Raw genomic sequence first — 15,221 nt, 5'->3', positions numbered from 1 at the left:
CGGATAGCGATCTTCCAGCCGGAGGGACTGACATCCGGCTGGGCTACTTGACCAAGTCCTCGCCGCTGCGAGCCCGGAGTTTGGTGACCGCACTCCAGACGATGGCGAAGACCAACAGGATGTACAGAGTAATCGTGATCGGGGTGCTGATCAGCGTGAGCGGATTGTTCTCAGAGTTGTTCATCGCCTCCCGCAGCGAGCTCTCGGCCAACGGTCCGAGGATGACCGCGATCAGCACGGGCGCGAGCGGGAAGTCGAACCGCCGCATCGCGAAGGCCAACAGACCCAGACCCAGCAGCAGCATCTGGTCGACCAGCGATCCGGTGGAGGCGTACACACCGAAGCAGGCCAGCACCGAGATGCCTGCATAGAGGTAGGGCTTCGGGATGTTCAGCAGCCGCGCCCAGAGCGGGGCGAACGGCAGGTTCAAGATCAACAGCACGATCATGCCGATGAACAGGCTCGCCAACAGCGCCCAGACGAGCGGGCCGCTGCGCTCGAACAACAGCGGTCCGGGCTGCATGCCGTACTGCTGGAACGCGGCCAGCAGCACGGCTGCGGTGGCCGAGGTCGGCAGACCGAGTGCGAGCAGCGCGCCCATCGCGGTCCCGGCGGTGGCGTTCCCCGCAGCCTCCGGTCCGGCGACCCCGCGGATCGCGCCCTTGCCGAACATCGGATTGGGTCGGCGGCGGTCCAGCTTGCGCTCGGTGCCGTACGCCAGGAAGGTGGGGACCTCTGCGCCACCGGCGGGGATCACGCCGAACGGTACGCCGAATGCGGTGCCGCGCAGCCAGGCCGGAAGCGCCTCTTTGAACTCGGCGCGGCTCAGGAATGGCCTGCCCTTGGAGGCGATCAGGCTGCGGTCCTCCGGTCGTCCGACGCGAGAGGCGACGTAGATCACCTCGCCGAGGGCGAGCAGCGCGACGGTCAGCACCACGATGCTGACGCCGTCGAAGAGCTCCATCACCCCGAAGGTGAACCGCTGGGCTCCGCTGACCTGATCGATGCCGATGGTGGCCACGGCGAGACCGATGGCCAGCGTGGCCAGGCCTTTGATGGCGGAGTCCGAGACCACGGCCGAGGTGGCGACGAAGGCGAAGACGGCCAGCGCGAAGTACTCGCCGGGTCCGAACTTGGTGGCCATCTCGGCCAGGGTGGGGGCGAAGAACACGACCAGGATCGTGGCCAGGATGCCGCCGGTGAAGGCGCCGATCGCCGACGTCGCCAGAGCCTGCGGGGCGCGGCCCGCCTTGGCCATCCGATGCCCCTCGAAGGCTCCGGCGATCGCTGTCGAGTTGCCCGGGGTGTTCATCAAGATGCCGGCGATCGAGTCTCCGAACAGGCCGCCGAAGTACACACCGGCGAACATGATCAGTGCCGCCAGCGGATCCAGCGTGAACGTCAGCGGCAGCAGCAGGGCGACCGCCATCGCGGAGCCGAGGCCCGGCAGCACGCCGACCGCGGTGCCCATCACGGCACCGAGCACCACATAGAGCAGGTTGATCGGGGTCAGCACATCGCCGAAGCCGCCGAGCAGGTTCATCAACTGATCCATGTTCCGGTCCTCTCAGAACAGCCCGAAGACGCCGGGTGGAAGTGACAGCCCAAGCAGTCCGACGAAGACCAGTTGGACGAGTGAGGAGATGATGAAGCCGACGCAGATCAACAGCCCGTACCGACGGCTGCCCAGGCCCACGGCCACGCCCGCGAACAACAGCGCGGCGGCGATGATCCACCCGGCGGTCTCCAGCAGGGCGATGAAGAGCACCAAGGTGCCGACGACGATGCCCACGGAGCGCCAGTTGCTGGAGGGGTTCTCGCCGTCGGGCCTCGGCTCCTCGGGGTTGCGGATGATGCTGATCGTCAGCAGCACGGCGACCACCAGCAGCAGTGCGATGGTGATCAGGGGGAACGCCTTGGGGCCGAACAGCTCCTCACTGCCGGCGACTTCCATCTGGGCGACGCCGATGCCGAGGAAGACGGCGATGCCGACCAGGACCGCCGGCATCAGCAGTGCTGCGCGACCGGCCCAGAAGCCGCGGTGAGCAGTGGTCTCGGTGGTGTCGCTCATGCCAGCCCCAGATCTGTCAGGATCTTGTCTATTCGTTTCTGTTCGGTGGTGAGGAATTCGCCGAACTCGTCTCCGGTCAGCAGCCATTCCTGCCAGCGGTTGCGTTCGACCGCGGCCTGCCAGCTCTCGGTCTTGACCATCTCCTCGACGATGGCGATCAACTCAGCCTGCTGCTCCTTGGTGAGTCCACCGGGTGCCACCAGCCCACGCCAGTTGACGACGTCGACACCGTCGTGGCCGAGTTCGATCATGGTGGGCGCATCGAGTCCTTCGATCCGCTCGGGCGCGACCACGGCCAGCGCCCGCAGGCTGCCGTTGATCAGCAGGTCCCGGAAATCGTTGTAGCCGCTGATGCCGACCTCGACCGTGCCGGGCGCGGTGGAGAGCAGGTTGATGGTCAGCTCGCCGCCGCCGGCGTAGGCGGCGTACTTCAGATCTGCCGGGTCGACCTTCGCCGCCCTGGCGAGCTGCGCAGCGACCATGTGGTCGATGCCGCCTGCGGATCCGCCGCCGATCGAGAGGCCACGGGGATTCTCACGCCAGGCCGCGAAGAAGTCGTCCAGTGTCTGGAAGGGGGAGTTCTTCGGGACGGCGATGACTTCGAAGTCCTGCGCCAGTCTGGCGATCGGGGTGAGCTCGTCGAGCTTGGTCGGGGAGTCGTTGCGGGTGATGCCACCCATCATCACCGTGCCGGTGACCATCATGATGGAGGCCTCGCCCTCCATCTGCGCGACGGTGGTCAAGCCGATCGTGCCGCCGGCACCCGGGATGTTGTTCACCGTGACGCTGTTGACGATGCCGTCCGCGCGCAGGGCCTGCTGCGCTTCGCGTGCCACCAGGTCCCAGCCACCGCCAGGTGCGGCGGGCGCGATCACGGTCAGCTTCGTCCGTACGTCGGTGCCGGAACCCGAGCGGTTGGCGTTGATCCCAGCGGCGATGACCAAGCCCACGACGATCGTGACGCCGACGACTGTACGGATGACTCTGGGGACCGCCATGTGAAAAAGCTCCTTTGCTTCGGCATCAGCACAATACCGAGCCTGTCTGGATCGATACACCTGGGTCCCCGTGCTAGCGTCGGGCCACGCCGGTGACCAGGAGGACGAGATGACCGTTGCCGTCGCACACAGCGACACCGACCAGGGCAAGGAGGCGCTGCGCAGGGCTGCGGCCGAGGCGGCGTTGCACGGTGAGCCGCTGGCCGTGCTGCACATCGTCCCGGGTCTGGAGGACCGGTCCACAGAGATACCGGGGATCGAGGCCAGGGTGCGCGAGGCCCTTGCCGATCATCCGGATCTCGCGCTCGAGGTGCACACCGCCGCCGAGGGGCACAGCGTCGCCGGGGCACTGGTGGATCTGGCCAGCGAGATCGATGCGTCGCTGCTGGTGATCGGCTCCAGGCGGCGGAGCGCGGTCGGCAAGCTGCTGCTCGGTTCGACCGTCCAGCGGGTGCTGTTGGACGCGCCGATGCCGGTGCTGGTGGTCAAGGCGGCGAGCGACTGACGCGTACGCTGCTGCGTCATGGGCACTGAGTTCGAGCACAAGCTGGTGGTCCGAAGCGAGGAATGGCGGGCTGCGGTGACGGCCAGCAGCTCACTCAGCCAGGCCTATCTCTGCACCAAGCCGGGCATGGCGATCCGGGTGCGGCTGGTGGACGACACCACCGGCTATCTGACGATCAAGGGCAAGCAGGTCGGCATCGGACGGCCGGAGTACGAGTACGAGATCCCCGCCGATGATGCGCGGGCGCTGCTGGCGATGCCTGCGGACGGAGTCGCCATCGCCAAGACCCGCCACGAGCTCGGTGGCGAGTGGTCGGGTTGGATCGTCGACGAGTTCGCCGGCGCCAATGCCGGGCTGGTCATGGCCGAGCTCGAGGTGCCCGCGGAGGACACGCCGTGGGAGGTTCCGGTCTGGGCGGGTGAGAACGTGACGTCAGATCACCGCTACACCAATGCGGAGCTGTTCACGCATCCGTACGCGCACTGGTCGAAGGACTGAACCGACGAACTGAATCGAGTGGGGTCGAAGAGTGCAGGACGACTGGAAAGCGCAGCTGGGCCTTCGCGTGCCCGTGGTCAACGCCCCGATGGGCGGAGCTGCCGGCGGGCGGCTCGCGGCAGCGGTCTCGGCCGCCGGCGGCCTGGGGATGATCGGCATGGGATCCTCGGGAACCGCTGAGGCACTCCAGCGAGAACTGGCTCTGGTGCCGGCCGGTGCCCGGGTCGGCATCGGCATGGTCGACTGGGTCGCCCGCGGCAACCCCGAGATGTTCGACGTCGCGATCGACGCGCGGCCGGCGCTGCTGTCGGTGTCCTTCGGCTCCGACTTCGACTGGGTTGCCAGGGCTCGGGCGGCAGGGATTCCGACGGTCACCCAGGTCGCCGACGTGGCTGAGGCCCGCGTGGCACACGATGCGGGCGTCGACGTGCTCGTGGCGCGTGGGCTGGAGGGGGGCGGTCATGGTCGGCCACTGTCCTCGCGTGATGAGCTCTTGGTCAGTGTGCTTTCGGTGACCGATCGCCCGGTGCTGGCCGCGGGCGCGATCTCGGACGCCGAGGACGTACGTCGGGTGCGGGCCTTGGGTGCGGCTGCGGTCTGGGTCGGCACCGCCTTCCTGCTGACGACCGAGGCGCTCACCACCCCCGGTGCGCGGCAGGCGTTGTTGGCCGCCACGGGATCCGACACGGTCCTGACCAGGGTGTTCGACCGTGCGCTCGGCTATTCGTGGCCACCGGACATTCCTGAGCGAGTGCTCGCCAATCGGTTCACGGCCCGCTGGCACGACCAGCCTCCGCCGTTCGATGAAGAACTGGCCGGAGCCGAGTTGCGGGCTGCGATCACTCGTGACGATCCCGCCGAGCAGTCGGTCAATGCCGGCGTCGGCGTCGGACACCTACGGGACGGGCTGTCGGCGGCCGACGTGGTGGCCATGCTGACTCCCTGAGGCCGATCCCTGACATTTGTCCTGCCTCAGGCCGGCTATGCGGACCTACGGTCCAGGTAATCCGAGCCACGAGGGGGAAATGTCATGGCACGAACTCGTCCAGTCCGTTCATGGTCACTTGGGGTGTGGCCCTCAGTCTGCCGCTCGCCGTGGCGGCGGCCGGTCCAGCGGCCCTGCTGCCGTCGGCCGCGGCGAAGCCGAGGTGTGAGGCCTCGTCGCAACTCGATGGTGTCATCGGGGTGCCGGGCGAGGCGATCGGCAAGAAGCGTGGCGCCGGGGTGGTCGAGGTGCGCTACAGCTGTCTGCTCACCCACCAACCACAAGCGTTGAAACTGCCGAAGGCGCACGCCCACGACGGCTTCGGGACCAGCGTCGTCCGCGGCTATTTCAACGCCGACGAGTACGAGGACGTCGCCGTCGGTGTGCCAGGTCTCGACGTCAACGGTCACAAGGACGCCGGCGGGGTGGCGCTGTTCTACGGCTCCAGGAAGGGGCTGAGGTTCGGGAAGCTGCTCACCCAAGTCTCGAAGGGCGTGCCGGGTGCGGCCTCGACCGGGGCTCGTTTCGGGGCCGCGCTGGGAACCGAGGGCTATCTGGGCGACCACGCCTACGTGCTGCGCATCGGTGCGCCGGGCAAGGAGGTGTCCGGGCACAAGAACGCCGGCGCGTTCGTCGATCTGCCGTACGTGCGCGGCAAACTGACCCACCCGCGGCAGGTGACCCTGGCGACGAAGGGCATCCCCGGCTCACCGGGCACCGGTGATCAGCTCGGGGCGTCGGTCGTCGGCAGTTATGCCGTGGGCGCGCCGGGCCGGACGGTTGCGGGGAAGGCCGGCGCCGGTGCCGTACTCGAGTCCTACTTCCCCGGCGGCGGCAAGCCGCAGAAGGCCACCCTGCTGACCCAGGCGAGCCCGGGAATCGCCGGTGAGCCGACGGCCGGCAACCACTTCGGTGCCGCGCTGACCAGGCGCTGGGTCGGGGTGCCCGGGCAGGCGGTGAACGGTGCGGCCGGCGCCGGAGCCGTGGTCCGCTACTACTACGGCAGCTGGGCGGACAATCCCGGCTTCCAGCCGGTCGAGATCGTGGCGGGTCGCGACGGAGTGCCGGGCGCGCCCCGAGCCGGCGCGCAGTTCGGCGCGACGCTGTCGGAACTGGGGTTCTACGTCGACGACACCGCGTGGGTGCCTCAGGATGTGTTGGTCGGCGCACCGGGCGACACGATCGGCGGTCATGGGCGGGCCGGCAGCGTGACGGCCATCGGCGTGAACGAACCGACACCAGACGACGATTTCCCGTTCTCGTTCACCGGGCAGTATCAGTTGCTCACCGCACCGACGCCCGCGACCGGGGCGGCCTTCGGCACCAGCATCGCTTCGCCGCAGTCCGGTCTCGCCATCGGCGCGCCCGGGGTGCACGGCGGCCGGGTCTATCTGTACCGGTCCTCCGGTCCGGACCAGCTGCCGGTGGTCTGGCAGGCGACCTGGAAGCAGCAGGCGGGCAGACCGGAAACCGGTGACGGGTTCGGTTCCTCTTCGGCCGGCGTGTCCAACTGAGCATTCCAAGGTAGAGCGGCTTCACCGGGATTTCCGGGAGTACGCAGGCCGCAGGGCGGCCGTCATGAGTCCAAGGAGCTGACGGCGACGAAGCGAAAACGGTCGCCGCGGAAGACCGATCGGGTCCACTCGATTGGTCTTCCGGCTGCGTCGTAGGCGGTGCGATGGATGAGCAGCATCGGCAGCCCGACGTCGACCGACAGCAGCTGCGCCTCCAGCGGCCCGGCCAATGCGGTCTCGACGGTGTCTTCGGCGCGGCTGAGCTCGATTCCGTACACCTCACGCATGGTCTGGTAGAGCGAGCCGCGTCGCTCGAGCTCTTGCCGTAGCCGGGGGAGCGAACCGGGCAGCCACGCCACCTCGTGGGCCAACGGCTCGCCGCCGACGCCGCGCAGTCGCTCGATACGGTGGACCGCGTCGCCGGGCTGCAGAGCCAGATTCGCCGCGACGGTCTCCGAAGCCCGCTCCCTGGTCACCGACAGCACGGTGCTGGACGGGTTGCGGCCCTGCTGACGCAGATCCTCGGTATAGGAGTTGAGTTGGCGGACCTGCACGATCTTCGGCTCGGCCACGAAGGTGCCGCTGCCCTGCGTACGTTCCAGCCGACCGTCGACCACCAGCTCTGCCAGCGCCTGGCGCACCGTGGTGCGGGAGGTGTCGAACCGCACCGCCAGTTCGCGTTCGGTGGGCAGCGCGGTCCCCGGCGCCGCGCCGTCGATGAGCTCGGCGATCTGGGTCTTCACCGTGTAGTACCGAGGCACTTTGACCGGCGCGCTGCTCATGGTCGCAACTCTACCGATTGGTCTACACCTTTCGATGGCGCGGTCGGCTGACGACTAGGTCTCCTCGGCCGGAGCCGAGGGTCGGCGTTGGCCTGGTGTGCTGATGGCCGGAGGTAATCTGGGCTCCCGTGACCCGAGCGGAGATCCAGCACCATCCGGACGGGACGTTGGGCAGTCTGCTCGGCGAGTGTCTGGTCTCGGGATCGGCCACCGGCGAGGTCTTGTCCAGTGAGGTCCCGCTGAGCTTCTGGGGCGGTGTCGATCCGGTCTCCGGCGTCGTCATCGACACGCATCACCCGCTCCACGGCCAGTGCGTCAGCGGGAAGATCCTGGCCCTACCGAGCGGCCGTGGCTCGTGCAGCGGGAGCGGCGCGATCTTCGAGATGTTGCTCGGCGGGACCGCGCCGGCGGCTCTGGTGTTCAGCCAGCGGGAGTCGATCCTGACCCTCGGTGTGGTCATCGCCAGCGAGCTGTTCGATCGGACCATCCCGGTCGTCCGCCTCGACCCGGTGGACTTTTCGGTCTTGCGCTCGTTGGGGGCGGCGAGCGTCGTCGATGGTGCGATCCACCTTGACACCTGGGTTGACCCCGGCCAGTCGGGTTCCGAGACGGTCGCGGCGGAGCAGATCGACTCAGCGGTGCGACTCTCCGAACTGGATCAACAGTTGCTCGACGGGGACTTCGGCGAAGCGGCCCAGGTAGCGATGCGGATCGTGCTGCGGGCCGCCGAACTGGAGGGCGCGACCGAACTGATCGACGTCGAGTCGGCGCACGTTGACGGGGTGTTCTACCAAGGGCCGGGCAGCCTGGCGTACGCGGTCGCGCTCCGCGATCTTGGCGCGCAGGTGCGAGTGCCGACGACGATGAACGCCATCTGCGTGGATCGTCACCACTGGCGAGACCTTGGCGTGCCGGCGACGATGGGCGATCCGTCGGAGCAACTGGCCGATGCGTACGTGCAGATGGGGGTGCGGCCGACATACACCTGCGCGCCCTATCTGTCGGCCGGCTTCGCGCAGTTCGGCCAGCAGATCGCGACCGCCGAGTCGAATGTGGTGCAGTTCGCGAACTCGGTCATCGGGGCGCGCACCATGAAATACCCGGACTATCTGGACATCCTGATCGCGATCACCGGTCGGGCTCCGTTGGCCGGAGCGCATCTCGACGCCGAACGGCGCGCCACCGTGGTCATCGAGCTCGAGCCGCTCGAGCAGATCGACGATGCCCTCTTCCCGACCCTGGGCTATCACGTCGGCAAGCTCGCGCCCAACGACATCCCGGTGGTCTGCGGCCTCGAGACGTATCCGGTCTCCCGTGATGATCTGAAGGCCTTCGGCGCGGCCTTCGCGACGACCTCGGCGGCGGCGATGTTCCACCTGGTCGGTGTGACACCGGAGGCGAGGACCCTGGAGCAGGCCACCGGTGGGGTGCCCCCGGCGCAGCGGTTCGTCGTGAACGCAACCGCCTTGCGGGAGACCTGGCTCGAGCTCAACAGCTCGACCGAGCCCGAGATCGACCTGGTGTCGCTCGGCAATCCGCACTTCTCGCTGACCGAGCTGGCCACCCTCGCCGGGCTGGTTGCCGGCCGGGGCAAGGATCCGCAGGTGCCGATGATCGTCACCTGCGGACGCGAGGTCTACGCGCAGGCTCGGGCTGCCGGTCACGTACAGGCCATCGAGCAGTTCGGTGGCTCGGTCATCAACGACACCTGTTGGTGCTTCATCAAGGAGCCGCTCATCCCACCGGCCGCACGCACCATCGCCACCAACTCGGGCAAGTATGCGCACTATGGGGCTGCCGGACTGGGTCGCGGCATGCACCTGCGCAGCCTGCGGGATTGTGTTGAGGCCGCCTGCACCGGACGCGTACCGGATGAACTGCCGGGATGGCTACGATCCGAGAGGGAGGAGGGCACGAGCGATGAGTCCTCGACGGCCGATCCACAGCGCGCACTGGGGTGCGTACCGGCCCCGGGTTGAGGCGGGCCGGTTGATCGGTGCCGAGCCGTTCGAGGCAGACCCGGACCCGTCACCCCTGCTGACCTCGATCCCGGGCGTGGTCCATGCCACCAATCGGGTCACCAGGCCGGCGGTGCGAAAGACCTGGCTGGAGGGTCGTCCGGGGCGGCGCGGTGCGGATCCGTTCGTCGAGATCGACTGGGACGAAGCCCTCGATCTGGTGGCGGACACGTTGCGGCGGGTCTACCGGGAGAGCGGCCCGGCGGCCATCTTCGGCGGCTCGTACGGCTGGTCGAGTGCGGGACGGCTGCATCACGCCAAGACCCAGCTCAAGCACTTCCTGGCTTGCACCGGCGGCTACACAGGACAGGTCTCCAACTACAGCTACGGCGCGGCCGACGGGATCCTGCCGCACGTCCTCGGGGATGCCAGGATGGTGGAGAAGCATGCCTCGACTTGGACCGAGCTCGCCGAGCACACCGACACCCTGCTGATGTTCGGCGGCTTCCCAGCCAAGAACGTCCAGTTGGAATCGGGTGGGGTCGGCGCGCACAGCGCCCGTCTCGGGCTGGAGTCCGTGCTGGCCTCCGGCACCCAGCTGATCAACGTCAACCCGGTCCGCAGCGACGCCCCGGAGCACTCTGCCGTGAGTTGGCTGCCGATCCGGCCCAACACCGACACTGCGCTCATCCTGGCCGTGATCGGTCGCCTCGTCGAGACCATCGAGTCCCTGGTCCAGCGGATCAGCCACGGCCGTACCTTGATCACCGGGACCTGGGCGCTGCAGCGGGCCGATCACGGCGAGCAGCCGTACTGGGCGATCATCGCGCTTGCCGCTGCCCTTGGTCAGATCGGACTGCCGGGCGGCGGATTCGGCTTCGGGTACGGGTCCACCGGCGGCGTCGGCAGCGTGGCGCGGTCCTTCGGCACCCCGGCCTTCCAGGCACGGCCGAATCCGATCGACAGCGACGTGCCGGCGGCTCGGCTGACCGACATGCTGCTACATCCGGGCGAGGGCTATGAGTTCAACGGTGCGAGCTATACGTATCCGAAGATCGATCTCATCTACTGGGCCGGGGGCAATCCGTTCCACCATCACCAAGATCTCAATCGGTTGGCCGAGGCTTGGCAGCGGCCGGGGACCGTCGTCGTGCACGACTCGTGGTGGACTCCGACGGCGCGGATGGCCGACATCGTGCTGCCGGCGACCACCACGCTCGAACGCGACGACATCGCCGCCGGCTCCAAGGAGCGGTTCGTGGTCGCGATGAAACGCAGCATCGATCCGCAGGGACAGGCCCGCAACGACCGGGTGATCCTGGCCGATCTGGCCAAGCGGCTCGGGGTATGGCAGGAGTACACCGATGGGCGCGACGATGCGGAGGCGCTGCGGTGGATGTATGACAAAGCTCGATCCTCGGCGGCGGAGCATGGCTGCGCGATGCCCGACTTCGACACGTTCTGGGCGGCTGGGTTCTTCGAGTTTCCTGTGGGGGAGTCGATCCCGCCGTTCGCGGAGTTCCGGCACGATCCTGTAAGCCATCCGTTGTCGACGCCGTCCGGCCGAATCGAGATCTTCTCCGAGACCATCGCTTCCTTCGGGTATGACGACTGCCCCGGCCATCCCAGCTGGCTCGAACCGTACGAGTGGCTGGGCTCGACCGCGCCGGCAACCGTGCTGCTGCACCTGCTGTCACCTCAGCCGGCTACCCGACTGCACAGCCAGCTCGACATGGGTGCGGTCAGTATCGACTCCAAGATCGCCGGCCGAGAGCCCTGCACCATGAACCTTCGGGATGCGGAGATCCGTGGCATCCAGGACGGCGACCTGATCCGGGTCTGGAACGAGCGCGGAGAGCTGTACGCCGGTGCTCGGCTCAGCGCCGATGTGATGCCCGGCGTGGCCCTGCTGGCCACCGGCGCTTGGTATACGCCTGCTGATCCGAGCGTTCCTGGGAGTCCCGAATTGCACGGCAACCCGAACGTGCTGGCCCGCGATGTCGGCACCTCGCGACTTGCCCAGGGCGCCACCGCGCAGAGTCTGTTGGTCCGGATCGAGAAGGCCGGTCCGGATGTTCCTTGGGTGGATCCGCATGGTGTGCCGGCCGGTGTCACTGCGGGCGTGGGCGAGTGACCTCGGAGTGACTACACCTTGGGCGCGAAGCGGCCGTCGACCGCGATCCAGCCGCCCTCGACCAGTTGCAGGGTGCCGGTGACGAAGGTGGAGGCATCGGAGGCGAGGAACACGATGGCGCCGACGATCTCGTCCGGGGTCGCCCAGCGCTTGAGGGCTGTCTTGTCGGCATAGGCGCCGTGCCAGGCCGGATCGGACTTGATCTGCTCGGTCAGTGGCGTCTCGAACGGGCCCGGGGCGAGCGCGTTCACCCGGACGCCGGAGGGTCCGAGCTCAGCCGCCAGCACCTTGGTCAGTTGCAGCACACCGGCCTTGGCTGCCGCGTACAGACCCTGGCCGGGCTCGACGACCACAGCCCGGAAGCTGGAGAAGTTGATGATGCTGCCCTTGCCTCGCGCGGCCATCAAAGGGCCGAAGGCTTTGGCCAGTCGGTAGGTGCCCTTGAGACTGACGTCGATGACCCGGTCGAACTCGTCATCGGTGGTGTTCAGCACCTGCTTGCGGACATTGATGCCGGGCGTGGCCACCAGCACCTCGGTGTCCGGATGGGCGGTGGCGAGATCGTTGACCGCCTGGCTGTTGGTCACGTCGACCACCGCGGACTCGGCGGTCAGGCCCACTGACTCGATCTGGGCGACGGTGTCGGCGACGCCTTGGGCGTTCACGTCGGCGACCACCAGTTTCGCCCCGTACTGAGCCAGCGCGATGCTCGCGGCCCGACCGAGCCCACTCCCGCCACCCACCACGACCACCTTGCGACCGTCGAGCCGGAACAGTCTCGTGTAGTCGGGAATATTCGGGGATTCGGTCATGGGAGGACCCTTTCGTGAGTTTCCTACCGTCATCCAAGCCGATGCCCGCGTTGGCCCGATCGAGAGGTGCGCAGATGTAGCTTCAGCGAACTGAAGCTGCATCTGCGCACCTTTCAATCTCGGTCGACATTTGTTCGTGATGGGAATTTGACTCTCACGGGCACACACTCGGCGTGTCGCGCGCCTCAGCGGCACCGAGAGGACGATTTCCGTCGCTCCTTCGCTCGCAAACCAGTTGCCGGCACACGCTCGGACACGTCCACGAAACGTGGCGCCAGTGCGGCCGGATGATCAGGGTCGACGCCTGGGCCGGTCGGCCGGCGGGCGAAGCCGAGATCGTCGAGCTGATCGAGGCGGGTCCACGTGACCTCGACCTGCTCCCGTGGCCTCAGCGGGTGTTGCAGGGCTGATAGCGTGCCCGGACCCGAACCCAATGATCCGGAGGACGGACGATGGAGCCCAGCCGACGAGCGTTTCTGGTCACCGGAGCAGCCGGTCTGGCGGCAGCGACGATGATCGGAGGTGGGCAACAGGTGGCGGAAGCCACGCCCGTTCACAAGCACCGGCCGTCGCCGGCGAAAGGGTCGAGGTTGCTCGCCCGCATCACCCCGGTCGGCAGCCGCATCACGACCGTCTGTCTCGACACAGGCGTCACCTTGCTCGGGTGCCGGGACTTGGCCAGATCCTTCTCGCTGACCGTCCAAGTCGGGGATACGAACCCGACGCCACTGGCGATTACTCGCGCCTACACCCGGGACAGCGCTTCCGTCGGCGAGACCACGGGCGGCCGCTATGTCGTCTTCGAGCTGGCGGGTCTGGACGAGAAGCTGCCACAGCCGTACCGATTCACCGCCGGCAACACCGAGCCGATGCTGTTCCGCGAGTACGCGGCGGACGGCACGATCGTGCAGCGCCCACGGGTGCAGGCCACGCAGACGCCCGAGCCGCTCGGTGCATCCCTGGTCGTGACGGTCGAGCGGACGGCGGCCGTGGTGCGTGCGGACGGTGGCCTTCTCGACGAGTCCCGCTGGGATGTCAGCGCAGCCGCGGAGTCCCTCGTGGAGCTGGATCTCCACGGTTTCGCCACGGGGGTGACTTCCGCAGGAGGCTCCGGCAAGAACGTCCTGCACTATCGACTGCGCCGGCCGGCACGGCGGCATCGCCGGGCGCCCCTCGTGCTGTTCCTGCACGGCTCGGGCCAAGTGGGAACCGACAATCTCGCCCAGGTGCTCTCCAGCCGCGGCGCCACCGGCGTACTCGAGCATGAGGACGCCTACGTCGTGGCGCCACAAGCACCGGCCGTGTTCGACGCGTACGACAGCTATGACGAGGCGACCGGCAAAGGTGGCGGCATTCACTGGCAGACCCGCAACCGGCGACGCCTGCTGGCTGCCCTGGTGCGCGACGTGATCCGTCGCAATCCCGGGGTGGATCCGGACCGCGTGTATGTGGTCGGACTCTCCCGCGGCGCCGAGGGCGGGCTGGCGCTCCTGCTCGACGAGCCGGATCTCTTCGCGGGCACGGTGCTGCCGAGCGGTCGGGAAGCAGGCACGGTCGAGTGGATGTCCGGTCGGGCGACCAGAGCCAAGCTGCGACCCGCGCTGAAGACGCCACTGTGGTTCTTCCACGCCGCCCAGGACACGGTGTCTCCGGTCGACGGCTCGCGGATCAACGTCAGGCTTCTTCGGGAACTCGGTCATCGCGACCTGCGCTATACCGAGGTCAGCTACGAGTCCCCGGGGGACAGCGGGTATCTCAACACCTCAGCCCACAACAGCTGGGACCTCGCCTTCAACAGCCCCGATGTCTGGCAGTGGTTGCTCGGCAAACACCGACGCATGCGCTGATCGGGGTGTATCGCAGCGCTGCGGAGCGCCCTCCTGATGACATCTGCTCGACATAACCGGAGGTCGCGATGCCCCTGAAGAGCTATGGAGTCCTGGTCGGGCAGGCGGTCGACCGGAGTGTGGAGACTGATCTGGACACGCCGCACTATCAGGTTCGGGTTGCGGCGGCCGGCACCAGTTACCGGGTGGCGGTCAACGTACGTTCGTCGCAGACGCCGCCTGATCTGCTGTATCTGGTGGTCGAGGACCTTGCCCATCCGATGCTGTCGGCGCTGGCCGAGTTCGCCGACGGCTTCCATCTCGTGCCCAGCACACCGGGCGGGGTGGCGTTGGACTACATCCGCCAGAACGTGGTCGACCGGGCGGCGATGCGGACCTTGCCGTCGAGCGTCCCTGGGCCGGACAACGATCTCTCGGACCGGATCGACCATTTCGTCGGACGAGCGATCGCCGACCCCAGCGCGCGGATCTATGCCTTCGGCGAGCGATGGGGTCCGGAGCAGGGCGTCCCCGACAAGGTGTTCGGCTTCCGGCCGGGCAACGGGGTGCACGACGTCCACATGAACCAGGGCAACGACGGCCAGTACGTTCGCGACGACGGCGTCTGGCAGGACGGCGGCCTGCTGATCCACTTCCCCGGCGAGAATCAATGGGTCGGCCTCTTCCTGGCCTTCCAGTCCCAGGCCTGGCACACCGATGACGTGACCGGGCATCGGATCGCCGAGCTGCCCGGCGGAGCTGGCGACGGCCGGGTACGCATCGTCGGAGCCCTCGTCAACCCGGTAGGCCCGGCACCGGAGCGCGAGGTGGTGACCCTGCTCAATAGCAGCGACACCGACATCTCCTTGGCCGGCTGGACGCTGGCCGATCGGCTCAAGAACAAGTCCCCGCTGCCCGCGGTCAGCCTCGTGGCCGGAGCGGTCCTGCAGGTCGAGATGCGGCCGCCGGCAGCGCTCGGCAACAAGGGTGGCTTGATCACGCTGCTCGATCCCGACGGATTGAAGGTCCACGGTGTCGCCTACACCCAGGCCGAGGCACGGGAGGGGTGGACCGTCGTCTTCTGATCGGCGGATGCGCGTCTCAATGTCGCTGCGCCGGCAGTTGGTCGCATATCGGC

14 protein-coding genes are annotated in these 15,221 nt (G+C 67.9%); 9 read left to right on the top strand and 5 right to left on the bottom strand.

All coding sequences use genetic code 11. The features are described 5' to 3' along the window. Positions 1-43: 43 nt before the first annotated feature. Genes MLP_RS15125 through MLP_RS15115 form a run of 3 tightly spaced genes read right to left on the bottom strand, consistent with a single transcriptional unit; the run spans position 44 to position 3,069 of the window. Positions 44-1,555: a tripartite tricarboxylate transporter permease gene (locus MLP_RS15125; protein ID WP_013864013.1), complete on the bottom strand. Its 1,512-nt coding sequence runs from the start codon at positions 1,553-1,555 to the stop codon at positions 44-46. Positions 1,556-1,567: 12 nt separating this feature from the next. Continuing rightward, positions 1,568-2,071: a tripartite tricarboxylate transporter TctB family protein gene (locus tag MLP_RS15120; protein ID WP_013864012.1), complete on the bottom strand. Its 504-nt coding sequence runs from the start codon at positions 2,069-2,071 to the stop codon at positions 1,568-1,570. Continuing rightward, entirely contained in the window at positions 2,068-3,069 is a 1,002-nt protein-coding gene (locus MLP_RS15115; protein WP_013864011.1) for a Bug family tripartite tricarboxylate transporter substrate binding protein, read from the bottom strand. Before MLP_RS15115 ends, MLP_RS15120 begins: the two co-directional genes overlap by 4 nt. 109 nt (positions 3,070-3,178) lie before the next feature. On the opposite strand from MLP_RS15115, the gene MLP_RS15110 reads away from it, so the two are divergent. The 4 genes from MLP_RS15110 (at position 3,179) to MLP_RS15095 (ending at position 6,571) form a co-directional block, all read left to right on the top strand. After that, positions 3,179-3,574, top strand: coding sequence for a universal stress protein (locus MLP_RS15110; RefSeq protein WP_013864010.1), 396 nt, complete (start codon positions 3,179-3,181; stop codon positions 3,572-3,574). An 18-nt stretch (positions 3,575-3,592) separates the two neighbouring features. Next, a complete protein-coding gene (locus MLP_RS15105; RefSeq protein WP_013864009.1) occupies positions 3,593-4,072 on the top strand; it encodes a CYTH domain-containing protein in 480 nt (159 codons plus the stop codon). Between the two features lie 67 nt (positions 4,073-4,139). Then, a complete protein-coding gene (locus MLP_RS15100; protein WP_197536419.1) occupies positions 4,140-5,018 on the top strand; it encodes an NAD(P)H-dependent flavin oxidoreductase in 879 nt (292 codons plus the stop codon). A gap of 110 nt (positions 5,019-5,128) precedes the next feature. Beyond that, positions 5,129-6,571: a hypothetical protein gene (locus MLP_RS15095; protein WP_013864007.1), complete on the top strand. Its 1,443-nt coding sequence runs from the start codon at positions 5,129-5,131 to the stop codon at positions 6,569-6,571. A gap of 62 nt (positions 6,572-6,633) precedes the next feature. Here the strand turns inward: MLP_RS15095 and MLP_RS15090 are convergent, their stop codons facing one another. Continuing rightward, positions 6,634-7,353, bottom strand: a complete 720-nt coding sequence (locus MLP_RS15090) for a GntR family transcriptional regulator (RefSeq protein WP_013864006.1) — start codon at positions 7,351-7,353, stop codon at positions 6,634-6,636. Positions 7,354-7,481: 128 nt separating this feature from the next. Here MLP_RS15090 and lhpI point away from each other — a divergent pair, with 128 nt between their 5' ends. Further along, on the top strand, positions 7,482-9,332 hold the full coding sequence (gene lhpI / locus MLP_RS15085; RefSeq protein WP_013864005.1) for a cis-3-hydroxy-L-proline dehydratase: 1,851 nt from the start codon (positions 7,482-7,484) through the stop codon (positions 9,330-9,332). After that, the gene (locus MLP_RS15080; protein WP_013864004.1) at positions 9,274-11,445 is read left to right on the top strand and encodes a molybdopterin-dependent oxidoreductase; all 2,172 of its coding nucleotides are present in this window, start codon (positions 9,274-9,276) and stop codon (positions 11,443-11,445) included. Before lhpI ends, MLP_RS15080 begins: the two co-directional genes overlap by 59 nt. Before the next feature lie 11 nt (positions 11,446-11,456). Here MLP_RS15080 and MLP_RS15075 read toward each other — a convergent pair whose 3' ends face one another. Further along, a complete protein-coding gene (locus MLP_RS15075; protein ID WP_013864003.1) occupies positions 11,457-12,257 on the bottom strand; it encodes an SDR family NAD(P)-dependent oxidoreductase in 801 nt (266 codons plus the stop codon). 287 nt (positions 12,258-12,544) lie between these two features. On the opposite strand from MLP_RS15075, the gene MLP_RS29260 reads away from it, so the two are divergent. The 3 genes from MLP_RS29260 (at position 12,545) to MLP_RS15065 (ending at position 15,168) form a co-directional block, all read left to right on the top strand. Beyond that, the gene (locus MLP_RS29260) at positions 12,545-12,667 is read left to right on the top strand and encodes a hypothetical protein (RefSeq protein WP_269453361.1); all 123 of its coding nucleotides are present in this window, start codon (positions 12,545-12,547) and stop codon (positions 12,665-12,667) included. Between the two features lie 42 nt (positions 12,668-12,709). Continuing rightward, entirely contained in the window at positions 12,710-14,104 is a 1,395-nt protein-coding gene (locus MLP_RS15070; protein ID WP_013864002.1) for an alpha/beta hydrolase-fold protein, read from the top strand. A 68-nt stretch (positions 14,105-14,172) separates the two neighbouring features. Beyond that, on the top strand, positions 14,173-15,168 hold the full coding sequence (locus tag MLP_RS15065) for a DUF2278 family protein (protein ID WP_013864001.1): 996 nt from the start codon (positions 14,173-14,175) through the stop codon (positions 15,166-15,168). Positions 15,169-15,221 lie beyond the last annotated feature (53 nt).

It is taken from the genome of Microlunatus phosphovorus NM-1 (assembly GCF_000270245.1).
Lineage (GTDB): Bacteria > Actinomycetota > Actinomycetes > Propionibacteriales > Propionibacteriaceae > Microlunatus > Microlunatus phosphovorus.
This window is presented reverse-complemented; position numbering and strand designations above follow the sequence as displayed.